Below are 22,563 nucleotides of genomic sequence, written 5' to 3' on the forward strand. Positions count from 1 at the left end.
CATTTTCATTGAAACAAGCCACTTGAGTTATTCCTAAAGGGAATTGGCTGCTCCTGCTCTATTGATGTAATGAGGCATCACCAGATGACAAATAATGTAGCGTACCTTGTTGATCTCTTAAAGTGAGTTGGCCTAACTCATTAACTCCGCAAGCACGACCCGCAATTAACCCATTAGGTTGCGCAACGGCGATCTGTTTACCGAATAAATAATCCACCTCTTGCCATCGAGAGCTAAAGCTGGCAAACCCTTTTTGTAAAAATTCTTCTAAATGACAGTCTAACTGCTCAATTAAATTGGCTAAAATAATATTGCGATCAAAATGATGGCCTGTAATTTCATATAAGGAACACCAAGGTCTACCGATCAGAATTTCGTGCTGGGTTGCTGTATTAACATTAATACCGATACCGATAATAACTTGTGCACAACCATTTGTTTCGGCAATCACTTCGATTAGGATGCCGCACAGTTTTTTATCACCCCACAAGACATCGTTAGGCCATTTTAATAGAAGGTTTTGGTCCACATTACTATTGCGCAAACTTGCCAGAATGGCCAAACCTACCACCAAACTTAAACCTGACAGATGTGATAGGCAGCAATCTAATTCCCAGCGACTTGAGAAATAAATATTTTCACCAAAAGGAGAAATCCAATGGCGGCCAAAGCGCCCGCGTCCATTGGTTTGTGTTTCAGCACAACAAATTGCCAGGCATGCTCCAGAAGGTAATTCTTTTAAAAATCGATTGGTAGAATCGATAGCTGCGAATAAATGAAAATCGAGGGGTTTAGTGAAGGATTTGTTAGATAAATAATGGCGAATTAATTCCTCATCAAGGACTTGCATGGGGGTAGCCAATTGATAGCCTTGCTGTGGCAAACGTTTAATAACAAGACCTAATTCTGTTAATTGGTGGACGTGCTTCCATACTGCTGTGCGAGACACACCCAACTGCTCACCAAGACTATTGCCACTATGGCATTGGCCATCAGCTAACTGATGCAGCAGTTGTAGTTGTAGGGAGCTGAATTGTTTCATGACCAAGGCGCCTAACCAGTGTGTTAATTAAAAGGAAGTATATCAGATTCATTTCGGTACTCACGACTCGATAGCTGTTGTCAATACAAGGCGTGATGATGCTGTGCAAGAAAACTCCTCGTTTAAGCGAGGAGTTTTGGCTATCGGATAGTAGAGCAAAAATCTAACCAGCGCGGCGCTTTATGGAGAGTGCCAGAAAAATATAAGTCCAGCCATCGACAATCATCTCAATAGCGATAAATAAACCAATCACCCATAAACCACTAATGGGCCAATGCGCTAATATCATGATGCCAAGTGCGATGGCAATAAGGCCGGCCAGCAATAACCATCCCCATCCTGCTGATCCTTTAAGCATCAATGCCATAAAAAAACGACTGATCCCGATAATAATGAGTACAGAGGCTAACATGGCAGTAATTAAGGTGGAGGCTAGAATAGGATCATAAATGATCAGGCAGCCGCCAATAAGATAAAGGACAGCAATCAAGGCATGCCAAACCACGCCTTTCCAATGTTTACATTTAAAAACATCAATAATTTGGGTGACTCCGGCAACAATTAGTAATGCTCCCAAGAAGATCATACTGGCTAGAGTTAGGCCTACAACCATTCCCAAGCCAATACATCCCAGGATAACAAACAAGATTCCCAAGGCGAGTAACCATCCCCAGTTACGGCTTAAACTATCTGTCGCCATTCCCAAATCTGCTTTTTTAGTTGCCATAAAAATATCCTTATTTAAATTCCTTTAGCAATTAAACTATAGACGAAATTACTTAATTTTTATATTTACAGGTCATATATCGCTCAAGCTATTGAAGAGTGAGGAATCGACAACGACCCTAAAATTCGATTGGATTAACGTATGGTCGAATTTATGCTACTATGCGCAATATTTAATCTGTTTTGAGATGCTAAATGGCAGTAAAAAGTTTTTGGGTACGAGTTTGGGGATTACCAGAGGAAAACGAATCTTATGTTCCTTATGTATTGACCTTTATGTTTTTATGGGCGCCAATTGTCTATCTTTTTAGTAGTTTATGGGCATTATTCAGGAATGAAAAAGAAGAACCTCAGCAGCAACTTGCAGAAACGAATAGACTGTTTTCCCAGCTCACTGCAGAGGATGAATTGCGAGCAAACACAGAGCACAGCATCGAAGTGTTTGAGCAAGTTGTGCCTGTAGTCGAGTTTGGAACGACATTTAATGTATACAATCATGACAGCCTGCAACGTAGAGACTCTTCATCCATTGAAGTAGAAGAGTTCGAGTTAATGGTCGAACAGTTTCAACAAAAGCCTTATTCCCAGGATGAGATGGCTAATACACCATTGACTGCATTTTTGGCGGCCAGGGTTTTTAGTTCGACGAGAAAGTACTTGGAGTCCCATCATCAGGAAGTACTCAACCTTCTAGTTAAATTATGTGAATTAGCTAAAACCTCTAAACCTGCGCAAGAGTTATTAACTACTGCAAATAATCAAAACATGGAGTTAAGCCCCGAAGTGATTGAGATGGGTATGCCATCAAATACTCCATTGATGTTGTTAATAAAAGCTGGTGATAGCGAAGCGGTTAAATTATTACTTCCCTTTTATTCAGCAGAAGATTTAATGAAAGCGACACCTCGAGGTAATAGTCTGCTCCATATGGCAGCAATTACTGGTCAAGTAGAGGTGCTTATGCTACTAAAAAACAGAGCATTAGAGCTAGGTGTTTGGTCTCAATTAAAAGAGTATAAAAATCAAAAAGGGTTTACAGCCTTCGATATATTAGACAGTTTCCGGTTACTCGCAAGAAACTGTTTATTCAAAAACCTTTTAGATTATGCCGATGACTTTTTAGGTGGCGAAGAAATTAACAAGGCCGCAGTTTCAAATCAAGGGAAAAAGTGTTTATATGAAGTTCGCAGTAAAGAACTATTACAGTTTGCTGAAGAAGTTGAATCTGTGGCTAAAGAGGATTTAACAGCATCTTGCTCCGCTCCAATTTCGTGTGCTTAATTATTCTTGTTCGACTCGACTAGCCCCGCTAGCATTAAAAAATAGTAGGATCTTTGATAATTTGATAACGAATCTTGTTGACCTGTGGGTTGTAACACAGGGCTGCACTACAAGTTAATTGGGGCATAAAAGAAACCATTTGCCACTCTATTTCATGCAAGGGATCGCTGATAAGCTCATCGCTTGGGGGCGTAATTGGTACATCAAATTGTTGGGTTGGGTAAGCGAGTCCTAAACCGCTTGCCTTAATAAACGCTTCTTTCTGTGCCCAGATATGGAAAAAAATTAAGGGTTTAAGAAAATTTGGGAGTGTGGAAAATAGTTGTAATTCTTTAGGTGAAAAGGAGTGCTTGGCTATACCCTCATAAGGCCTGGGTGAAAAAAACTCCAAATCAATGCCTATAGGGAATCGCCGTCCTACTGCCAGTAGGGCTAAATCACGTGAGTGGCTTAAGTTGAACTCCAGTTGCAAGCAATTTTCAACCTGGGGTTTACCGTGTTTACCATAAGTAAATAGGAGTTGGCTTGCCTCCTGTTTCAGGTAACGAGCTAAAATGAGGCGTAACATGGCTCGTGCGGCGGTAAACCGGCGTTGATGACGCGGGAAATGGTAACGTTTGGCTCGAGCCTGCTCAGTGCTGTCAAGCAAGGAGTCCGCTTGGACGGGAGGGTGTATTAAAGGAAATTCCCAGATATCAATCTGATTGTCTTTTAAACAATAATCACCGGAAGGTATGGTTTCAAAAAGCAACATGGGAAGTATTCCCTAACAAAGAGTGACTAATAGAATGTTATCAACGGTGGCGTCAAAAAGCAGTTGCGGTTATCATAGCGCATGAAAATAAAATTCGCCAACGAGTAACTGAATGAGTCGACAATTTTTAGATTTTGAACAACCTATTGAAGAGTTAAATCAGAAAATTCAAGCGCTGCGGATGGTAGGTAGTGACAATGAGGTCAATTTAAGCGAAGAAATCGCGCGCCTTGAAGCAAAGTGTGAAGAATTAACTGCAAATATTTTTTCTAATTTGGAGCCTTGGCAGGTTGCGCAAATGGCTAGACATCCATTGCGTCCGCAAACTACCGATTATATTGAGCATATTTTCACCGATTTTCAAGAGTTACATGGCGACAGGCACTATTCTTCTGCGCCCGCCATTATTGGTGGTGTAGCTCGTTTAAACGGTGAAGCTGTTATGGTTTTGGGGCATCAAAAAGGTAAACGTACCAAAGAAAAAGTTTATCGTAACTTTGGTATGGCGCGGCCAGAAGAATACCGCAAAGCACTGCGTTTAATGAAGATGGCAGAAAAATTCAAGCTTCCTATTTTTACTTTTATTGATACCGCGGGTGCTTATCCTGGCATTGGCGCTGAAGAACGTAACCAATCGGAAGCTATTGCGCGAAATTTATTAGAGATGGCCAAACTTAAGACGCCAGTCATTTGCACCGTAACCGGTGAAGCAGGCTCAGGTGGTGCCTTGGCTATTGGTGTGGGTAATCGCGTGCTCATGTTGCAATATGGGATATACTCCGTTATTTCCCCGGAAGGTTGTGCTTCTATTCTGTGGAAAGATGCCGCTAAAGCAAGTGAAGCCGCTCGGGCTATGGGTATTACTGCTGATAAAATTCTTGAGTCGGGTTTAGTCGATAAGGTAATCCCTGAACCGCTGGGAGGCGCTCACCGTAATGTGCTTGATATGACTGCTCGGTTAAAGGAAGTTCTTATTGATGAATTACGTTCGTTGAAAAATCTTTCTGCAGAAGAGCTTTTGAACCAGCGCTACGACAAATTTATGGCAATGGGGGCTTGTTGACACAATCTTTGCTAACAATCGATTGGCTAACGCAATTAGAGCGTTACAATCGGATTTTTGTTGGTTTTAGTGGAGGACTTGATTCCACCGTATTGTTACAACGCTTGGCTATAGAGCCTGCACTATTCCCTAAATTGACAGCAGTTCATGTTAATCACGGACTCAGTCCTAATGCATTGGTTTGGCAGGCGCATTGCCAACAGTTTTGCGCAACACTTAAAATACCTCTGATTATCAAATCAGTTGAATTTGCACGCCAGAGTAATATCGAAGAAATGGCCAGAAAAGCAAGGTATCAGGTGTTTGCTCAATTGCTTGAAGAGTCAGATTGTTTAGTATTAGGACACCATTTGAATGATCAGGCAGAAACCTTGCTATTACAACTCTTTCGTGGTGCTGGTATTGAGGGTTTATCTGCAATGGCCGTTGAAAAAGAATTCATGCAAGGGAATTTGTTACGGCCTTTTTTACACCATTCACGTCAAACCCTGGAAAACTATGCTCGATTGAATCAGTTGCAATGGATCGATGATGAAAGTAACCAGGATATTAGTTTTTCCAGAAATTATATTAGGCATCAAGTCATGCCTTTACTATCCGCACGATGGCCTGGGATCATTAATAGTTTGGCACGTACGTCGAGCCACTGCCAGCAAGCTCAAGCTAACTTAGATGATTTGGCGAGAATAGACTGTCCAGCACTTGCCCAGGCAGGCAGCCAGTTAGTTATCTCTACGTTTTCTCATTTATCCCAGGCTCGTATTACCAATATTTTACGCTTATGGTTTAAGGCTAATCAGGTGAGATTGCCAAATACAGTTACATTCAATCGGCTAATCAACGAAGTGATTCATGCCAGGCCAGATGCTAATCCACAAATTAGCTGGGACGATGTCAGTGTTCGACGTTATCAAGAAACTTTATATTTGCTAAAACGGCAGGTTAAGTCTTCTCTATTGGCAATAACCTGGACTTCATTCCCTAAGCCTCTTGATTTAGGTGGGTCAGGTGTTTTATTGGCGAGTGTTAACGATAAAGGTCTTATTGTTCCGCCGCACAGCAAAATTGAAATTCGATTTCGCCAGGGAGGGGAATTATTTCATTGGCATGGGCAAAGCAAGCAGCTAAAAAAATTATTCCAAGAATGGCAGATCCCTCCCTGGCTCCGTGGCCAAATTCCTTTAGTTTTTATCAATGGTGAATTAGCAGCTGTGATTGGTTACGCAATAAGCGATTCTTTTTATGGTACTACACCTGCTCCAGCCTACGAATTAATCATCAATAATTAACTTTTAGTTAACAATAATTAACCTTGAACCCGATTTATTGAAAAATAATTAATTAATAAAATGTCTTTCTATAGTTATGAGTAGAAGGATTAATCATGGTTTCTAATCTTCGAATCGCTTGGTTACTAAGCTATATTTCCATTGCTTCATTCTCTGCAGCAATTTTGACTCCAGCCTTACCGCAGATCCAAGTGCAATTTGGTCTACAGACTGGTGAAATAGAGTGGGTCGTTTCGGCATTTTTACTGGGCTATGTTCTTGGGCAGCTAATCTATGCTCCACTAGCCAATCGTTGGGGTAGATTAGTTGCTTTACGAGTAGGATTAAGCATTAATTTAATCGGTATTTTACTCTGTTTTCTTTGCTTGATAACCCATTCTTATGGTTTGTTAATTACTGGTCGTTTGGTAACTGCTTTAGGAAGTGCAAGCGGATTGGCTTGTACCTTGATGTTAATTAACGAATGGTTAGCTGAATCACAACGAAAAACAGCAATGGCTTACACGATTTTGTCGTTTACTCTGGGAATAGGTCTGGCTGTCACGTTAGGAGGGCTTATTGCAGAATATTGGCATTGGACAGATTGTTTTCTGATCTTATTCATCCAGGGTATGGTTATGCTAGCTGGGACTTGGTTATTTAAGGAAACACTCAAATACAAGCAGGCAATTAATATCAAGACAATCATTCTTGCTTATAAACAGGCTCTAGCATCGCATACTCTGGTTTTATTTGCTTTGGTAGTCGGATTGTGTTCGGTAATTAGTTATTGCTTTTCAGCAGCAGGGCCACAAATTGCGAATGATTTACTTTATCTTTCGGCCGCTGAATATGGTTATTGGAATCTTGCTAATATGTTGGGTATGTTACTGGGTGGATTTGGGGCAAAATTCTTACTAAATCGATTTCCAGCCATGCAGGTTATCGTTCTTGGCCTGATTGGTTGTGCCGTAGGTACAACCAGTTTACTAGCTATGCTCCATGAGAATTCATCGTCTGCAGTCTGGTTCTTTCTTAGTACCTTCAGCTTATATTTGTTCGGTGGTTTACTCTTTGCTGGCGGTTCATTGATCGCTTCCAATGCTTTACCAGATAAAGCCAGTGCTTCAGCCATGATGAGTTTCATTAATATGTCTTTAGCTGTGTTGGCAGTGGTTATAATGGGGTATTTGGGCGCCAACCCGCTTCAGGCTTTTGTGGAAGTTCTTATAGCAATGTGGTTATTGATTGCTGGTTTGTTGGTATTACAAAAAATGTTCAGCAAAAAAATGTTGTTTCAATAATGAAATAGAAAGCTTTTGTATGATAGACGGCGAGATTTGAGGCGCCAAGAGCAGGGTGACTCAAATGATGATGTGCATGCTAAAAGGTAGTTTGGCATGCACCCGAAGGCCATCAACTAAACTATGCCATATCAACCAGGTTGTTGCAGACAGAAGAGAAAATACCCGGACATGGAGCTACCCATTCTTGCACTTGTCCCTCTTAACATTCAGGGTGATTAACGGCTAATCCACCCATCGAGGTTTCTTTATAAATACTCTGCATGTCTTTTCCAGTTTCTTTCATGGTTTTTATCACTTTATCGAGTGAAATCTGGTGTTGGCCATCACCAATAAGTGCCATACGAGAAGCATTGACTGCTTTAACTGAGCCCATGGCATTGCGCTCTATGCAAGGAATTTGAACCAATCCTAAAACGGGATCACAGGTCATGCCTAAGTGATGTTCCATCGCAATTTCAGCAGCGTTTTCGATTTGCTCAATGGTACCGCCCAAGACGGCGGTCAAGCCTGCTGCTGCCATGGAAGAAGCAACACCGACTTCACCCTGGCAACCCACTTCCGCACCAGAGATAGACGCACCTTCCTTATAAAGGATACCGATGGCTGCTGCGGTAAGAAAATAAGTATAGATATCTTCTTTGTTTAAGCGATCATGTGCTTCCTGGTAATACTTCATTACCGCTGGAATAATACCTGCTGCGCCATTGGTTGGTGCTGTAACAATTCTGCCCCCGGCGGCATTTTCTTCATTGACAGCCATTGCGTACAAATTAAGCTTGTTCATAATGTCTGATTGCTCGAATATGCTGGGAATTCCTTTATGCTCGATAAGTTTTTGATATAAATCAGGGGCACGGCGTTTAACCTGTAAGCCACCTGGTAAAATCCCGGGATGATGGCAACCATTTTCGATACATTCATCCATGACTTTGGCAATGGCAAGGATCCCGTCCTGGATTTCCTGGGTAGTTCGCCAGGTTCGTTCGTTAGCCATCATTAACTCGGCAATAGTCAATTGATTATCCTGGCATAATTTTAGTAGTTGCCGCGCCGTAGTAAATGGGTAAGGGGGGGGATTATTATCGCCAGCAGGGTGGTCAAAGGCTTCTTCTGTAGTAATAAAGCCACCACCTATGGAGTAGTAAACTTGAGTCAATATGGTTTTTCCAGCATGGTCATAGGCTGAAAACCGCATTCCGTTACTGTGTTTAGGTAACAATTCTTTTTGCAAAAATAGAAAATCGTCGCTTTCGGTGAAAGAAATATTTTTTTTGCCAGCAAGACAGAGTTGTTGGGATGCGATAATTTCGTTCATGCGCGGAATCATCGTTTCGGGAATTACGGTTTCCGGCATTTTGCCTTCCAAACCGTTGAGAATAGCCTTATCTGTACCATGACCTTTACCCGTTAAGGCTAAAGAACCATAGAGCTCTATTTTTACTCTGACTGTATCATTTATTTTCTCTTTGTTTTCCAATAAATCCAAAAAAGCATTGGCAGCGAGCATTGGACCGACGGTATGTGAGCTCGATGGGCCAATACCGATGGAAAACAAATCAAATAAGCTGATACTCATATTTTAAACTCATATTCACGCCAAATAATGACAATTTTAGAAGGAAAATTGCACACAAACAACATAAATCGGTACCAAAGATAAAATTCACCACAAATAATGTTAGATTGCTTAAACGGTTACTGGTAATTTCATTAGAATTTAGGCAGAATGAATGGGCATTTTTGCAAAGTTCTATTCTGACGACAGACAAAAAGGGGATTGTTTATGAAGATGAGACTGGTCGCTGCAGCTGTCATAAGTATGGCAATGTCAACGACAATTGCTGCGGCTGATGCGACAGCTACAACATCATTAAATAGTGACATGGATAAGTTGTCTTATAGCATTGGCGCTGATTTAGGTAAGAATTTTAAAAAGCAAGGCATCGAAATCAGTCCGGCTGCTATGGCTAAGGGATTACAAGACGGCATGAGTGGTGGTCAACTGTTGCTGACTGAACAACAAATGAAAGACGTTTTAAATAAATTTCAAAAAGACCTAATGGCAAAACGAAATGCGGAATTCACTAAAAAAGCTGAAGAAAATAAAGCGAAAGGTGAAGCGTTCATGAGCCAGAATAAGGCCAAAGAAGGCGTAGTTAGTTTGCCAAGCGGGTTACAATATAAAATAATCCAGGCTGGTACTGGTGCAAAACCAGCAAAAGATGACACTGTCACTGTTGAATACACTGGCAAGTTAATTGATGGCCAGGTTTTTGATAGCACTGAAAAAACGGGTAAGCCTGCTACGTTCAAAGTATCACAGGTTATCCCTGGCTGGACTGAAGCATTACAATTAATGCCTGCCGGTTCTACTTGGGAAGTCTATGTTCCTGCCGGTCTTGCCTATGGTCCACGCAGTGTTGGTGGCCCAATCGGACCTAATGAAACATTGATTTTCAAAATTCATCTGATTTCTGTCAAGAAATCTGACGCTTAATTGATTCAATTCACCCTTGATGCGTAGCGTTGAGGGTGAGTTTGCTTTCACCTTTCTTGAGTATTTTAAAGCATGAACAAACGCCTATTGATCGTTTTTTTATTGGGCTTTTCTTCAGGGCTTCCTCTAGCGCTAATCAGTAGTACCTTGCAAGCATGGTTTGCCGATACAGGTATGTCAGTCCTGGCAACTGGCATGCTGAGTCTGGTCAGTTTGCCCTATGCTTACCGTATTGCCTGGGGACCATTACTTGATCGTTATTCACTTTCGTCACTAGGTAAGCGACGAAGCTGGATTTTGATTATGCAGTTTGCTTTATTGATTGGCTTTAATGTAATGGCATGGTTTTCACCCAACACAGCGCCAGAACTTATGGCGATTATTGCATTCATGTTAGCTTGTTTTTCGGCTACCCAAGATGTAGCTATTGATGCGCACCGCGTTGAATATTTACCGGTAGTTGAACATGGTATAGGCGCTTCATTGGCTGTTTTTGGTTATCGTTTTGCTCTGCTTGTTGCCGGTGGTTTTGCTTTAATCATCGCCAAGCATTTCGGTTGGGCTTTTACTTATCGCCTGATGGGATTTCTCATGTTATTTGGCGTCATTGCGACTTTGTGGAGTAATGAGCCTTCAAAACATAGCGAAAATCAAATCAATTTTGTGGAATCTTTTGTTGCACCAATCAAAGAGCTTGGCAAAAGGCGCGGTATTATTCCCTTACTGTTATTTATCCTGTTTTACAAATTAGGGGAGGCATTTACAACCACAACAAGTGGTATTGTGATGCCATTTTTAATTCAAGGGGTTGGTTTTTCATTAGATACGATTGGCTATGTTAATAAAATGATGGGCATCAGCTCCATTTTATTAGGCGGTTTGGCGGCCGGTTTACTGTTAATTCGCTGGTCATTATTTCGTGCCTTACTTGTTTTTGGATTAATTCAGGCAATTACCAATGTCTTGTTTATTGCCCTGGCAATAAGCGGCAAAAATTTACCTCTATTTGCTACGGCAGTTGTTTGTGATAATTTTGCTGCGGGTATGGGGTCGACTGCCCTGGTTGCTTTTTTTATGCGTTTGGTAAATCAGTCATTTACTGCAACCCAGTTTTCTCTCTTGGTGGCATTAGCAACCCTGCCACGTGTTTTCTCGGGTCCAGTTGCCGCTATGTTGCAAATGTGGTTGGGATGGGTTGGTTTATATCAATTATCCTTCGTGCTAGCTCTGGGATTTATTCCTTTTCTCCTCATGATTCGTGAACAAACCAAGGTTGTTAATGAGCCTGGTTTTGGAGAACGGGAATTAAAAGTGGTTCATTAGATCCCTACTATAGCAGGCCTGGAAAGAGCCGATTGGTTTAAACAAGAAGGTGTGATCTTATAAAATTAGATCAATACCACCAATTATCCCATATTTCGATTTTACCTGTGTTCCGTGTAGTGTTTCAGTAACAGGAAAACCGGCCGAAAAATAGAAAGAGACACTATCTCCTAGATTGATTCTGAATCCTGGCGACAAAAAGAGGCTATTACCTCCGGTATTAGGATCGTTTATTCCCGCAATTTTATCTTGAGTAAGGTATTCACCGTTTAACTCAACAATACCATCAATGGAGTAGTTGAGCTTTTTCTCTTTATTATTTTGGGTAACCAGCGGATAAACTACTGCAATATTATAATCCACTATTTTACCCAACAAAGTTTCCTGGATACCTTGGGTTGTGTGAGTATAAATACAATCAGCGCTGAGTGAAAAGTCTCCCAATTTTTTAGAAATAATTAAACCGGCGAAAGGGTTCCAGGAGCCGCTACCTGGTTGATCCGCAGCGGCAAAAGGTACCCCGTAAGAAGTCATTGCATTTGTTCTACCGGTAGGAGCATTAACACCGAAAACAAGCGCGGTTGACAAGGGAAATTTGTTATCATCGAGCACGTGCCAAAACGCAAAAAGGTTCGCATCGGCTATACCGGATACATCGCCCAGATTAACTACCTGAGAAAAAAAACCTTCTTCATCAGGAAATGCAGTACGCAATTGATAATTGCGGGTATAAGGCAGCGTTGCACCCATTGTGAGATTATCTGTTACGCCATAGTTGATCATGAAGTAATTAACTAAAAGAGCCAATTGACTTTCTGATATAGGATCATCTAATAAGGCCTGATCTGACAGAGGATTAAGGCGATAATATTCTGATCTGCCGCTAAACGACCAACGGCCCTTTTCCAGACTATCTGCAGTTGTCGTAGTGACGGGAGTTCCCACCCCACTTGAATAATTTAATGTTGCAGCTTGTGAAGGGATTGCATAAAGATTATTGAAATAAAAACTCCCCAAACCAATGAATGCGTAAGCCAGTTTTTTCACTAGCGGTTGTGATCCAGGTTTAGCAGATGAAGCTTGCTGAAAAGTTCTATATGCTCTCATGAGATTACTTTATATCAGGTTGCAAAAGGAGCATTGCAGAATGGTTCTGATCCATAGTGTCAGTCACTTCATCCAGGTAGCCATCTTTACTTGCCATTCATTATATAAAATAGTTCTTAATTTTCACCAGGTTAATTGGACTATTTTACGAGTCTGAGTAAGTACTATAAGTAGTCTTGGATTGCGTCAAGGGCTGCTCGCGCACAGAGACCATCCAGTTCAGGATTGGCGCCACTAATACCTATTGAGCCTAAATGCTGGCCTGCCTTGCTAATAATCGCCAGGCCGCCTTCCAGGAAAACGATGTCTGGAACAGAAGTATAAGGACTATTGGAGTAAGCATTATTTCGTTCTGCAAGCCCTTTGGTAGAAATTGGAATACTGGCAGAAGTCATCGCTTTCAGTTGAGACATACGAACACTAACAAAATTGTTGCCATCCATTCTTTTGAATAACTTTAAATTGCCATGATTATCCATTATGGCAATAGCAACACATATATTATTTTTAACAGCGAATTTTCCTGCCTGCTCGGCCATTATCTCTGCCATTTCAAGAGAAAGTTCTTGTACAGTTCGTAACATGCTAATCTCTGATTTTATTGATATCCTACTTTAACACTCATGTATTGCAGATAAAATGCGAATCATCAGTTAAAGCAGTTTTATTCGACGAGTCAGTTGCAAGTCAATTCCGTTTTTCGGTCCTATCGAGCGCGCCTAATTTAATAAATTGTGTTAGCAACCATGCAGAGATAAGAAAAATTATCTAATATTTTCTGATAGTTATATTGCAAAAGACTAATTTAATTTCTTAATAAAACATTAATACTCACAAAGTACAATAACAAAGCAAATTGCTATATAAATTAGATTGGTAACAGAGTCACATGAAAATATTGCTTTATACAAGACTTGAAAATGATACTGGCGGAGATGAAGCTCTTTTAAATATTCTTCAATTCTATCTGCAGCAAGAGTTGGAAAAAGGCACGGAAGTCCATTTGTGCCTTAGCTATGATACAGCATCGGAAACAAGAGCTAAAAAAATTAAAGCAAAATGGCTGGAAAATTTGCAAGAAAAAGAATTAAAAGGACAAGTTTGGCTATTCCTGACAGCTGAAAGCTCATTTGAAAAAAGTGTTACTGGCATAAAATGCAGATATTGGGATATTGGCCAAAAGACAATTGAAAGTTATAAGAATGCACTCCCTACCTTGGAGGCGACTGTAACCTGGTATATTAAAGCTCGAGACGGATATCATTTATATAAGAAAAAAGATAAGGAAGTGCCAAAAGCAGTACCACTCGCACTAACGACCGGGCAAGCGCCCGAATTAGAACAAAGAAACTGTTACATTGCGTTGCAAAAATCAGAAAGTGAGAGCGAATATCCCTTATATGTTCTAAAAAGTAAGAGTATTTATTACTATAAAACTATAGATGATTCAGAACCTAAAAAATTCTCCCTGGAGTTCGCGTCAAAAGCCCGAGATCAACTGAAAAAAAGGGCGAGTAAGGCAGCCAAACTTTTAAGTAATGATGAGCTTAGAATGATTGCCTCTTTTACCTGTTATATACCTGCAGAATTACTAATGAACGAAGAGGAATATAAGCAGGTAGAAGAATGTTTTACTCAAATACCTGAAAGTCTCAGCACAGACAGAACATTCTGGCAAAGCTTTACAGAACTGACAAAGAGTTTGGATTTATTTGTAATGGCTGGATGGGCTCATGCGCAAAAGCCTACCACTGCACAATACTTGAAGGCAGCACTGGAAATTCCTCATACCTGTAAAATAGTACTAAGTTGTGTGCCTGGAATGAGTATTAATGTCAATAAGTTCCTGACCACCCTGCAAGACAAGCAGAAATATCCCCATGTCTTTGCATTACAACCTGGGGTTGGGGCTAAGGGAGGTTTCCCGATATTACCGACTTTAACAAAAAGCTCGATTGAAGATCGTGAGGTACGAGAAAAGTGGAAGTCACATATTGGTACTGGATATGAGTCAAATATGGATAGTACAGGTGAGCCACGTAAAGATAGATTAATTGTTATTTATTGCAGTAAAGATGCGCCAGATATACATGGCGCGCTTTTTCTACAAAAGATTTCTGAAGAGGTTGACCCCCGTGGGTACCCAGTTCTTCTGATCGGTGCAATTCCAGAAACCAAAGCGTGTGAGAGATGGGAGCAATTGTGTGCTGCACGTGAATTCCCTTGTAGCGTTATACCACGTACTGATAGCACGCAAACATTAATGCGTGGCTTGCGTGATGCCCAGTATTCCATGGCAACGGGTTCCTATTCTATATTGGAGGCACGCTATCTTGAGATTCATCATTGTCGATATCTATGTCCGCCTCATATGGTAGAATTAGGTAATATGCTGGAAGAAGCCGGGGAGCTTGCTATAAAACAGGCATTTGCGCAAGGACAAGAGGCATTAAACGAGCTCAGCAGATTGCCACACCAAACTGAGGAGTGCCTTTTTTTGAATCCCGAGTCGGCCTGGGATCACAAAAATTCTTGGCGAAAATATCTGGAGGGCGCTTTGGATACATCAGAGGTTGCAGAGGTAGAAGAATCTACCAGCACTACGACCTGTAGTTTGGATAGTGGTTTAAAATTGTAAGATTACATGCAATTCAAAGCGTTAAATGGAATCGGTCATTGGAGAAACTAATGTTTTCAAAATTTTTTCATTCAAAGCAATTACAAGCTAGAGAGGAAACCCTTCGGGAAGAAGAGATTGCTTTGTCGAATGCAGTAGAGGAATATATGCAATCCATAACACAAGGGGATTATGCTCCTGAGTTCCCTGAGATGGATTGGGACGCTAAAGATGAGGCAAGTTATATCGAGAAACTTTTAAGCCCCGTTTCAGATTATTTTAACAATCTGTCTGTACCCCCATCCTTTGAGGCTGGCATACCTGCTATTGCGCATCTCTTAGCTTCGCTGACAATTCTTAAAGAAATAGGTGGTGTTAGTGCTGATGACAGACTTAAAAAATTAGAAAAAATGGGAGTAAGGACGCAAGTTCAAGCTGGCATGCCTGGACCTGGTATGATTTATATCCACGCACTTTTAGGATCGCCTGAATACGACGCTATTTCAAAAATTCACTTACTTGGTGATGTGATAAACTCTATTAACGATAATATAAACACCTTCGGTGCTCTTGGTTCTACAGTATTAGCCGTTGCGCTCAATGGGTGGTTTGATATCTTTAATGGCTTGAATGAACAAGTAAAAGCTGTCTTATCAAAAGATAAACAAAAGTACAGTACTCTGCAGAAAATGGATTTCCAGGAGGAAGAAATGACTTTTGTTGATCAGTGTATTCTGCAAGTTTGGAGTGCACTCAGCATTGACGTATCTACAGGGCTAAAAGTTTCTCCCGCTCCTTCTGCGCTTCCTTCTCCACTTGGAACTAGTGGATCCTTTTAAACCATACATAGCCGGTTGCAGGCTGAAAGGCTTGCGGCCCGGCGATTCGAAATAATCAAAAACATCATCCGAAGTGTTCATGCCTTGCAGAGAGGTAGATATACCTCCAGTAGCGTAGACATTTTGTTAGTTGTAGAGAAAGTATCTAGTAGCCAGAATTGAGTATTTTCCCATAGGGAGTACCCAGATTATTGCAAGGGTGTCTTGATATTGTGTGTTTAATTTAGTGCCAATGGCGTGCAAATTTAATCAATGAGTAAATAGATGACCAATTTTTTTAAAAATAGAGCCCCGGTACAATTAGCCGGTGATGTTGCGATTGGTGCGCTAGGCAACGCCAGGAAAGGTCTTTTCGGTACTCTTTTATTATCTGCTGCTGAAAATTCTATACCTACCGTTGGATCCATTGCCACCATGGCTGGGGCCTGCGCCCTTGGAGGAGCCCTCTTAATCATTCCAGCGATGGCTATAAAAAAAATGTTAATTAGTGAGCTTCAGCCGAACGCTTCTTTTCTTGCGATGGTGGCAAACTCGACAGCTAATTTGTGCTTTAGGACTGCTTTTTCTGTTACTTCAGCCTGTGTTGGAGCTGCTGTTTTAGGATTAGCCATTACTCCTGCCGTGCTAACCAGTCTTACTGCTTCACTAACATTTGGTTTGATCGGCTTCATGGCCGCTCTAATTGTTGAGGCAGCTCGTCCAACGACGGAGCAAAGAGTCGATTTGCAGGCTATGAACGTAGCATTTTAAATATCATTTAAACTATCTTTGGGTACTGCCAAGAGATATTTAGGCTCGTGGCAGTATCTTTCTTTAAGAAAGCAATGTTAAATAATCAAAGTATAGATTTCTGCCTTCGCGGAAATGACAAAACTTAACAATGATGAAATTTATATAGCCAAGATAGGATAGAAAATGCTTTTTAAAACTTATTTTCTCGTTGGTGGGGCAGGTTTTATAGGTTCTCATTTTTTAGATGCCTTGTTAGCGGACAAAACGACGCAAAAAGTGACGGTGTATGATAATTTTTCTTCTGGTAAAGAATGGCATTATCAGCAACACAATGGCGACTCGCGTTTTTCAGTGGTTAATGGTGACGCTAAAGAAAGCGACAAACTGAATAAGGCGATCGAGGGCCACGAGGTTGTTATGCATTTTGCCGCCAATCCGGATATTGCCCGAGCGGTTAAGGAACCGAGTATTGATTTTACTGATGGTATTTATCTTACCTTCCAGGTATTAGAAGCAGCACGCTTGGCCAAGGTGAAACGAATTATCTACACCTCCGGTAGCGGAGTCTATGGTGAAGTCACTATTGAAAGCCCTGAGAATCAAGGCGGTATGTATCCCATTTCTACCTACGGGGCCAGTAAATTAGGCAGTGAAGCGTTTATTTGCAGTTATTGCCATATGTTTGATATGACTGCCTGCGTTTTTCGTTTCGCCAATGTCGTAGGGCCTCGTCAAACACATGGAGTAGGGTACGATTTTATAAGAAAGCTTAGGAAGGATCCGACCACCCTGGAAATTTTAGGCGATGGTACACAAACCAAATCGTATATCCATATTCAGGATGTCATTGCGGCAGTTTTACTGGCAAATAGCCACTTAACAAAAAAATATGAAGTATATAACGTAGCGACTAACGATTGTATTAGTGTCCATGAAATCGCCCAAATTGTTGTGAAATGTCTGGAGATAAATGAGCCAGTCAATTTTCAATTTACCGGGGGTGATAGGGGGTGGAAAGGTGATGTTCCGGTTGTGCGTTTAGACACTGAGAAAATTCATTCCTTGGGATGGCGTTGCCAACAAAATTCTGCCCAGGCGATCGAAGCATCCGTTTTGGCGATGATTAAGGAATTAGAGTTGAAGCAATAACGAAAAAGGTGCCCGTTATACTACACTAAAATCCAGTATGCCAAGCCAAAACTGATACCCATGTAAATACTGATGACTGCAGAGATAATAAAAAGAACCTTGATTAATTTAAACCATTTTGAATGGCCTGCATAATCTTCATATAGCCAAAGGGTGATAATTGCCAGGATGATCCAATAAGGAATGAAATCCATTTCGTAGCGTTGAACAGCGAAGGGGAGAAGAAGCAGAAATACGACAATAATAAGAGGAATAAAAAAACTAAAGAGCAAAAAACGAAGTAAAGGAAGTATCTCTGTTTTGTTTTCTTTGAAATAAGTTTTAAGTAGCTTGGGCAAGGCCAAAATTAAAAGAATAAAAGGGGTAGTTGTTAATACGCCGGCAACTGCTTCAAGATAATAGTCCTTATCAATGTGGTACCAACAATTATGCCAGAGTAGTCCAAAGTAGGGGAAAGTCAGACCTGTAGTAAATGGCTGTAGGAAATAGAAATAAAAACTATAAGCAAGATTCCGAGGAATTTTTCCCAAGGTCGCTAATTCAAGATGCAACGCTTTTATATTGTTGCATGAAAGTTGCCAGATATGGCCAAAGTCGACAATGGAGTCAAATCTTAAATAATTGTAGAGTGCTAAAAGTCCTCCCACGGTAGCTGCTGGAATAACTAAGGCCATCGTTAATGTGAACCGGTTTTTAGCAGTGTGCCTGAACAGATAAATTAAAAGTGCGGGTAGTATTAAGAAACAGACCAGAACAAAATGAGGTCTTGCAGCGACACACAATGATAAGCAAAGACTGAACAGAACAATATCTTTTATTTTATATTGTTGGAAAATTTGATAGAGGAAAAATAAAGCGAAACTCATAAAACAATAAGCAGCAGCGATCGCTACTTCGTAGGTTATAGGCCTGGACATTAAAAAAGGAGCACCATTGGTGAATCCCAGGAGTGAGGCCATTAAGACTAACTGCAGTTCTGAAACACGGGGGAAATAGCGTTCTTTAATTTTTATTAGCAGCAAGAAATTCACTATAAATCCTAATGAAAGGAAAAAGAATGCGGCAAGTCCACCTGAGGGATAGAAACCCGTTAATAACTTAAAAGGCAGGTAAAACACGACAACTGGAAGGGGGCCAAAATAAAGATAGTATTTCCCTTTGTACAGGGAGGCATCATGCAGTCGGAGGTGACTATTTTGGGTCGGATCATAAGGATCTGCTAACTGCAGTAATTCTGGGGATGGTGAAACAAGTAAATTTAGATGCCCAGATAAAAAACTCTCCGTTAAATATTGATATAAACTTTGGGGGGTGGTATTGAATGATAAATGAAAGGCTGGGTAAAAAGCATACACCATAAGTACGTAGGCAACTATTGCCCCACGGCAAAGCCATTTTTCGTTTGTGTAGGCAGACTGTATTCCTTGGCTCATGAAAGTACCACTTTGGTTCCCTCAAAATCAAAACTAAAACGGACTTCTTCCAAACCTGCCCGACGCATTGCATGACGCAATTTATTCCGATCAGCAGCATAAAACATTAAAAACCCGCCGCCGCCAGCACCAACTAATTTTCCACCAACAGCGCCATTTTTCATGCCAAGTTCATACCAGTCATTAATTTCCTCACTACTCATACCAAGTGAGCGCTGCTTTTTATATTCCCAGTGCTCATGCATCAGCTCACCGAAGCGAAGGCCATTGCCTTGCTCCAAGGCTTCTTTGACCTGATAACCTAGTTTTTTGATAAAATGTAAATTTTGTAGCATTTTATCATCGCCTTCCTGTGTCCTGGTTTTTTGATCCTGGAGAATACTCCCCGCATTTCTGGAATAGCCCGTAAAAAAGAGTAAAAGATTATCTTCTAAATCAAACAACATATCTTTGGTAATATTTAAAGAGCTTGCTGTTACTTGATCATTTTTATGAAAGGTAAAACAAGTTAAACCGCCATAAGCAGCGATGTATTGATCCTGTTTACCGATTGGTTCACCCAAACTTTCTATTTCAATACGGCAGGCTAATTCAGCTAATTCTTGCGGGTAAATCAATTTGTGGTTATGGGCATAGAGTGCGGCCAGTAAGGCTGTCGTAAAACTGCCGGATGAACCTAGACCTGTGCCCGCCGGAATATCAGCGAGGGAGGCAAGCTCAATTTGGTTGGAATGTAACTCGGGTAATCGTAAAACTTCCCGAATGATTCGATGCTTTATCTCATCCACAGAGCTGACATGTTCTAATTCAGAATACTTAAGATAAATGCCTTTACTAAAGGGCCTCATTACGGTGACATAAACGTATTTATTAATCGCACCCGCAATTAAAAATCCTTCGTGTTCGTGGTAATAAGACGGTAAATCCGTTCCACCACCACCAAGAGTAATCCGCAATGGGCTGCGTGCAATAATCATAGCCTCTCCTAACGAGGTAACTCGAATCCAGCTGCCATCGCATCGTTGTAAAACATTTTCACTGTATCGAGAGAGTAATCTTCTAAATTATAACCAATCAAGGGTAACTTTTTCAGAATATCTTTAGTGACAGTAATAATGTGGCAACCAATAGCATCTGCTTGAAATATATTGAACAATTCACGCGGGCTGGCCCAGATTAATTCGGCTAGGGGATTCGTTTTAATGATCTCCAAAGCCTCTGCCATTATAGGCAGGGGATCCAGTCCAGTATCTGCAATACGGCCGGCAAATACGGAAATATAACAAGGTACCTCCGGGGACAATGCTGAAGTAATATGACGAACTTGTTCCAGGGTCATCACAGCCGTTATATTTAATTTAACATGCTGAGCTGCCAGCCTTTTAACTAAGGCATGGCAGGTTTCACGGCGTGTGTTGGTAATTGGAATTTTGACATAAACATTGTCGCCCCAGGAGGCGAGCTGCAGAGCCTGTTGTTCCATTTCACTAAAATCATCTGAGAGTACTTCAAAGGAGATAGGTTGGTCAGGAATAAGAGCAAGAATTTCTTGCGCAAAGGCTTGGTAATCCAATACGCCTTCCTGGCGCATTAAGGTTGGATTAGTAGTCCATCCTTTAATATAGGGCTTGTGGTGCATCTCCAGGATATTTGCTCTGTCTGCGCCATCGGAAAATATTTTTACCTTCAATTGCTCAATTTTTTTATTCATCACACTTCCTTACGAAGAGCTCCTCAGGTAAACCGAGTCGACATGTTAGTTCTGTCTTTCAATTTTGGATGTGACACTAACAAATGCCAAACCACTGCCTGTAACGCTTCAGTATGCGGTGTTATTGTTTCCTTGTTAATTGTTGGAATAATAATGCAGACATCCGCTACTTGGGCTGTATACCCCCCGTCTCGTCCTACAATCCCCGTTATTTTTGCCCCTATTGTTTTTGCATGTTGTAAGGCCATCACCAGATTTGGGCTGACATTTTCAATTAAATTGCCCCCTCCCACTGAGAATATAAACACCATATCTTTGTTTGAAAGTTTACTGACTTTTAACCACTCAACAAAGGTTGTTGCCCATCCATCATCGTTGGTTCGGGCAGTAAGTTCGGCGACGTTATCAGTCGGTGTATAGGCTTCAATACCAATAATCTTGCGAAAGTCATTGACTGCATGTGAGCAGTTGGCTGCACTTCCTCCTACCCCGAGGAAGAATAAGCGTCCTCCTGTCTCTTTGAGGGTAGCAAGGCAAGTAACCATTTGTTCAATTGCATTAACATCTAGCTGATTAAGAATTTCTATTGTTTCGTTCAAATGTTGTTTGGTATAGACCATCATGGTTCTTCTTCATTAACGATTTTTCGGCTTCATGCAATCAAATATAGGGTTAAAACTAAATTATTGGGGATTTCTCCAGCTAGGAATTAGCGGGTGTCAAATGTAATGTAAGTCTTTTTTTCTGTAATTGCAAAAGGTTTATTCCGCAATTTACTAAGAATTAAGATTTAAAATTTACAAGAACAAAATAATAAAAATCAAAAAGTTAACTTATAGTGGCTACAGAATCCTATTGATAATTTTATGAATGCATCCGGACTTTAATAATGCGTTTTATGGTCCACCAGCTCGTATCCAGGGCATTCATTTTACTCTGTCCAATTCTTTCATGATAATCAATAAACACGGTATGTACTTTATATCCAGATATGATGGGTTTTAATAGTAGTTCAACAGGTAAGGCTGCTCCTTGAGCATCGAATTGTAAAGCATCGATCATGGTTTTTCGGTAAGCTCGCATTCCACTGTGCAGATCGGTTAGATGCCTAAAAAATAGTAGACTGGCTAGCCAGGCAAACACGACATTACCAAAATAGTTAGACCAGGGCATTGCCTGTGGTTTTTTGCGTAGTCGCGATGCATCAACCAAGTCATAGCCTTGGTCGAGTATTAATGAAGCAAGTTCAGGAATTTTCTTGCTGGGATAAGTATTATCGCAATCCAAAGTAATAATCACTTCGCGACTTGCTTCTCGTAAGGCACGTTCCATAGCTGGACCATAGCCACGGGGAGGAATTTGGCGAATTACTTTTGCTCCCATTTCTTCGGCAATCGTCGCTGTTTGATCAGCGCTGGAGTCTATAATAACAATTTCAGCGTCAGGCACAACCTGTTTGATATCTTGAATAACTCGTCCTACTGCTTTTTCTTCATTTTTGGTAATCATGGCAACAGTAACACGTTTCCCTGTAGGATCTGTTGTTAAGCTCATTCAGTTTTTTCTCCAGCTATTTTACTTGCAACCAAGATGATACGAAAGGCGAATAAGCCAGGTATCAGTCGACTAGGTTCAATCACCATTTAATTATGCCCAAATAGCAATGGCAGCGAGAGCAATGGACGAGATAAAAATGGAGTCACAACGGTCATAT

General features: G+C 40.9%; 21 protein-coding genes. 10 read left to right on the forward strand and 11 right to left on the reverse strand.

The genetic code is table 11. The features are described from left to right. Positions 1–58 precede the first annotated feature (58 nt). Both birA and Lfee_RS05465 read right to left on the reverse strand, forming a co-directional pair. Positions 59–1,042 carry a bifunctional biotin--[acetyl-CoA-carboxylase] ligase/biotin operon repressor BirA gene (gene birA, locus Lfee_RS05460; protein WP_058444675.1) on the reverse strand — a complete coding sequence of 328 codons (984 nt, stop codon included), beginning with the start codon at positions 1,040–1,042 and terminating at the stop codon, positions 59–61. A 163-nt stretch (positions 1,043–1,205) separates the two neighbouring features. Continuing rightward, positions 1,206–1,769, reverse strand: coding sequence for an HdeD family acid-resistance protein (locus Lfee_RS05465; RefSeq protein WP_058444677.1), 564 nt, complete (start codon positions 1,767–1,769; stop codon positions 1,206–1,208). Positions 1,770–1,963: 194 nt separating this feature from the next. Between Lfee_RS05465 and Lfee_RS05470 the strand changes: the two genes are divergently transcribed. Continuing rightward, the gene (locus Lfee_RS05470; RefSeq protein ID WP_058444678.1) at positions 1,964–3,049 is read left to right on the forward strand and encodes an ankyrin repeat domain-containing protein; all 1,086 of its coding nucleotides are present in this window, start codon (positions 1,964–1,966) and stop codon (positions 3,047–3,049) included. A 34-nt stretch (positions 3,050–3,083) separates the two neighbouring features. Here the strand turns inward: Lfee_RS05470 and Lfee_RS05475 are convergent, their stop codons facing one another. Then, positions 3,084–3,803: a 4'-phosphopantetheinyl transferase family protein gene (locus Lfee_RS05475; RefSeq protein WP_058444680.1), complete on the reverse strand. Its 720-nt coding sequence runs from the start codon at positions 3,801–3,803 to the stop codon at positions 3,084–3,086. 112 nt (positions 3,804–3,915) lie between these two features. On the opposite strand from Lfee_RS05475, the gene Lfee_RS05480 reads away from it, so the two are divergent. The 3 genes from Lfee_RS05480 to Lfee_RS05490 all read left to right on the forward strand — a co-directional run bounded on the left by Lfee_RS05480 (position 3,916) and on the right by Lfee_RS05490 (position 7,438). Then, positions 3,916–4,866 carry an acetyl-CoA carboxylase carboxyltransferase subunit alpha gene (locus Lfee_RS05480; RefSeq protein ID WP_058444682.1) on the forward strand — a complete coding sequence of 317 codons (951 nt, stop codon included), beginning with the start codon at positions 3,916–3,918 and terminating at the stop codon, positions 4,864–4,866. Continuing rightward, positions 4,863–6,155: a tRNA lysidine(34) synthetase TilS gene (gene tilS / locus Lfee_RS05485; RefSeq protein WP_058444684.1), complete on the forward strand. Its 1,293-nt coding sequence runs from the start codon at positions 4,863–4,865 to the stop codon at positions 6,153–6,155. Before Lfee_RS05480 ends, tilS begins: the two co-directional genes overlap by 4 nt. 95 nt (positions 6,156–6,250) lie before the next feature. Beyond that, a complete protein-coding gene (locus Lfee_RS05490; protein WP_058444686.1) occupies positions 6,251–7,438 on the forward strand; it encodes an MFS transporter in 1,188 nt (395 codons plus the stop codon). Between the two features lie 202 nt (positions 7,439–7,640). Here Lfee_RS05490 and Lfee_RS05495 read toward each other — a convergent pair whose 3' ends face one another. Beyond that, the gene (locus Lfee_RS05495; RefSeq protein ID WP_058444688.1) at positions 7,641–9,017 is read right to left on the reverse strand and encodes an L-serine ammonia-lyase; all 1,377 of its coding nucleotides are present in this window, start codon (positions 9,015–9,017) and stop codon (positions 7,641–7,643) included. Between the two features lie 207 nt (positions 9,018–9,224). Here Lfee_RS05495 and Lfee_RS05500 point away from each other — a divergent pair, with 207 nt between their 5' ends. Both Lfee_RS05500 and Lfee_RS05505 read left to right on the forward strand, forming a co-directional pair. Then, positions 9,225–9,938 (forward strand): FKBP-type peptidyl-prolyl cis-trans isomerase N-terminal domain-containing protein, encoded by a 714-nt coding sequence (locus tag Lfee_RS05500; protein ID WP_058444690.1) that lies wholly within the window; start codon positions 9,225–9,227, stop codon positions 9,936–9,938. A gap of 72 nt (positions 9,939–10,010) precedes the next feature. Then, a complete protein-coding gene (locus tag Lfee_RS05505; protein ID WP_058444691.1) occupies positions 10,011–11,261 on the forward strand; it encodes an AmpG family muropeptide MFS transporter in 1,251 nt (416 codons plus the stop codon). Positions 11,262–11,318: 57 nt separating this feature from the next. Here Lfee_RS05505 and Lfee_RS05510 read toward each other — a convergent pair whose 3' ends face one another. After that, entirely contained in the window at positions 11,319–12,368 is a 1,050-nt protein-coding gene (locus Lfee_RS05510) for a transporter (protein ID WP_058444693.1), read from the reverse strand. Positions 12,369–12,532: 164 nt separating this feature from the next. Next, on the reverse strand, positions 12,533–12,952 hold the full coding sequence (locus tag Lfee_RS05515) for a GlcG/HbpS family heme-binding protein (protein WP_202972488.1): 420 nt from the start codon (positions 12,950–12,952) through the stop codon (positions 12,533–12,535). Positions 12,953–13,257: 305 nt separating this feature from the next. Between Lfee_RS05515 and Lfee_RS05520 the strand changes: the two genes are divergently transcribed. The 4 genes from Lfee_RS05520 (at position 13,258) to Lfee_RS05535 (ending at position 17,705) form a co-directional block, all read left to right on the forward strand. Next, positions 13,258–15,006 (forward strand): hypothetical protein, encoded by a 1,749-nt coding sequence (locus tag Lfee_RS05520; protein ID WP_058444695.1) that lies wholly within the window; start codon positions 13,258–13,260, stop codon positions 15,004–15,006. A gap of 50 nt (positions 15,007–15,056) precedes the next feature. Continuing rightward, a complete protein-coding gene (locus Lfee_RS05525; protein ID WP_058444697.1) occupies positions 15,057–15,824 on the forward strand; it encodes a hypothetical protein in 768 nt (255 codons plus the stop codon). A 264-nt stretch (positions 15,825–16,088) separates the two neighbouring features. Then, on the forward strand, positions 16,089–16,574 hold the full coding sequence (locus tag Lfee_RS05530) for a hypothetical protein (protein ID WP_058444699.1): 486 nt from the start codon (positions 16,089–16,091) through the stop codon (positions 16,572–16,574). A 165-nt stretch (positions 16,575–16,739) separates the two neighbouring features. Next, a complete protein-coding gene (locus Lfee_RS05535; protein ID WP_058444701.1) occupies positions 16,740–17,705 on the forward strand; it encodes an NAD-dependent epimerase/dehydratase family protein in 966 nt (321 codons plus the stop codon). 20 nt (positions 17,706–17,725) lie between these two features. Here Lfee_RS05535 and Lfee_RS05540 read toward each other — a convergent pair whose 3' ends face one another. The 5 genes from Lfee_RS05540 to Lfee_RS05560 form a co-directional block, all read right to left on the reverse strand. Further along, positions 17,726–19,138, reverse strand: coding sequence for a hypothetical protein (locus Lfee_RS05540; RefSeq protein WP_058444703.1), 1,413 nt, complete (start codon positions 19,136–19,138; stop codon positions 17,726–17,728). After that, positions 19,135–20,115 carry a GHMP family kinase ATP-binding protein gene (locus Lfee_RS05545; protein ID WP_058444704.1) on the reverse strand — a complete coding sequence of 327 codons (981 nt, stop codon included), beginning with the start codon at positions 20,113–20,115 and terminating at the stop codon, positions 19,135–19,137. Before Lfee_RS05545 ends, Lfee_RS05540 begins: the two co-directional genes overlap by 4 nt. Before the next feature lie 8 nt (positions 20,116–20,123). Beyond that, the gene (locus Lfee_RS05550) at positions 20,124–20,849 is read right to left on the reverse strand and encodes a transaldolase (protein WP_058444707.1); all 726 of its coding nucleotides are present in this window, start codon (positions 20,847–20,849) and stop codon (positions 20,124–20,126) included. 23 nt (positions 20,850–20,872) lie between these two features. Then, on the reverse strand, positions 20,873–21,472 hold the full coding sequence (locus Lfee_RS05555) for an SIS domain-containing protein (RefSeq protein ID WP_238584867.1): 600 nt from the start codon (positions 21,470–21,472) through the stop codon (positions 20,873–20,875). 241 nt (positions 21,473–21,713) lie between these two features. Beyond that, positions 21,714–22,403, reverse strand: coding sequence for a glycosyltransferase family 2 protein (locus Lfee_RS05560; RefSeq protein ID WP_058444709.1), 690 nt, complete (start codon positions 22,401–22,403; stop codon positions 21,714–21,716). Between the last annotated feature and the right edge of the window lie 160 nt (positions 22,404–22,563).

The organism is Legionella feeleii (genome assembly GCF_001467625.1).
Classification (GTDB): domain Bacteria; phylum Pseudomonadota; class Gammaproteobacteria; order Legionellales; family Legionellaceae; genus Tatlockia; species Tatlockia feeleii.

Excerpts from the sequence above, each read along its gene's own strand:
- Lfee_RS05495 (WP_058444688.1), bottom strand. The coding sequence starts at position 9,017 with ATGAGTATCAGCTTATTTGATTTGTTTTCCATCGGTATTGGCCCATCG.
- Lfee_RS05480 (WP_058444682.1), top strand. The coding sequence starts at position 3,916 with ATGAGTCGACAATTTTTAGATTTTGAACAACCTATTGAAGAGTTAAAT.
- Lfee_RS05535 (WP_058444701.1), top strand. The coding sequence starts at position 16,740 with ATGCTTTTTAAAACTTATTTTCTCGTTGGTGGGGCAGGTTTTATAGGT.
- Lfee_RS05515 (WP_202972488.1), bottom strand. The coding sequence starts at position 12,952 with ATGTTACGAACTGTACAAGAACTTTCTCTTGAAATGGCAGAGATAATG.
- Lfee_RS05555 (WP_238584867.1), bottom strand. The coding sequence starts at position 21,472 with ATGATGGTCTATACCAAACAACATTTGAACGAAACAATAGAAATTCTT.
- Lfee_RS05465 (WP_058444677.1), bottom strand. The coding sequence starts at position 1,769 with ATGGCAACTAAAAAAGCAGATTTGGGAATGGCGACAGATAGTTTAAGC.
- Lfee_RS05520 (WP_058444695.1), top strand. The coding sequence starts at position 13,258 with ATGAAAATATTGCTTTATACAAGACTTGAAAATGATACTGGCGGAGAT.
- Lfee_RS05470 (WP_058444678.1), top strand. The coding sequence starts at position 1,964 with ATGGCAGTAAAAAGTTTTTGGGTACGAGTTTGGGGATTACCAGAGGAA.
- Lfee_RS05560 (WP_058444709.1), bottom strand. The coding sequence starts at position 22,403 with ATGAGCTTAACAACAGATCCTACAGGGAAACGTGTTACTGTTGCCATG.
- Lfee_RS05500 (WP_058444690.1), top strand. The coding sequence starts at position 9,225 with ATGAAGATGAGACTGGTCGCTGCAGCTGTCATAAGTATGGCAATGTCA.
- Lfee_RS05510 (WP_058444693.1), bottom strand. The coding sequence starts at position 12,368 with ATGAGAGCATATAGAACTTTTCAGCAAGCTTCATCTGCTAAACCTGGA.
- Lfee_RS05475 (WP_058444680.1), bottom strand. The coding sequence starts at position 3,803 with ATGTTGCTTTTTGAAACCATACCTTCCGGTGATTATTGTTTAAAAGAC.
- Lfee_RS05530 (WP_058444699.1), top strand. The coding sequence starts at position 16,089 with ATGACCAATTTTTTTAAAAATAGAGCCCCGGTACAATTAGCCGGTGAT.
- birA (WP_058444675.1), bottom strand. The coding sequence starts at position 1,042 with ATGAAACAATTCAGCTCCCTACAACTACAACTGCTGCATCAGTTAGCT.
- Lfee_RS05505 (WP_058444691.1), top strand. The coding sequence starts at position 10,011 with ATGAACAAACGCCTATTGATCGTTTTTTTATTGGGCTTTTCTTCAGGG.
- Lfee_RS05545 (WP_058444704.1), bottom strand. The coding sequence starts at position 20,115 with ATGATTATTGCACGCAGCCCATTGCGGATTACTCTTGGTGGTGGTGGA.
- Lfee_RS05490 (WP_058444686.1), top strand. The coding sequence starts at position 6,251 with ATGGTTTCTAATCTTCGAATCGCTTGGTTACTAAGCTATATTTCCATT.
- Lfee_RS05550 (WP_058444707.1), bottom strand. The coding sequence starts at position 20,849 with ATGAATAAAAAAATTGAGCAATTGAAGGTAAAAATATTTTCCGATGGC.
- Lfee_RS05540 (WP_058444703.1), bottom strand. The coding sequence starts at position 19,138 with ATGAGCCAAGGAATACAGTCTGCCTACACAAACGAAAAATGGCTTTGC.
- Lfee_RS05525 (WP_058444697.1), top strand. The coding sequence starts at position 15,057 with ATGTTTTCAAAATTTTTTCATTCAAAGCAATTACAAGCTAGAGAGGAA.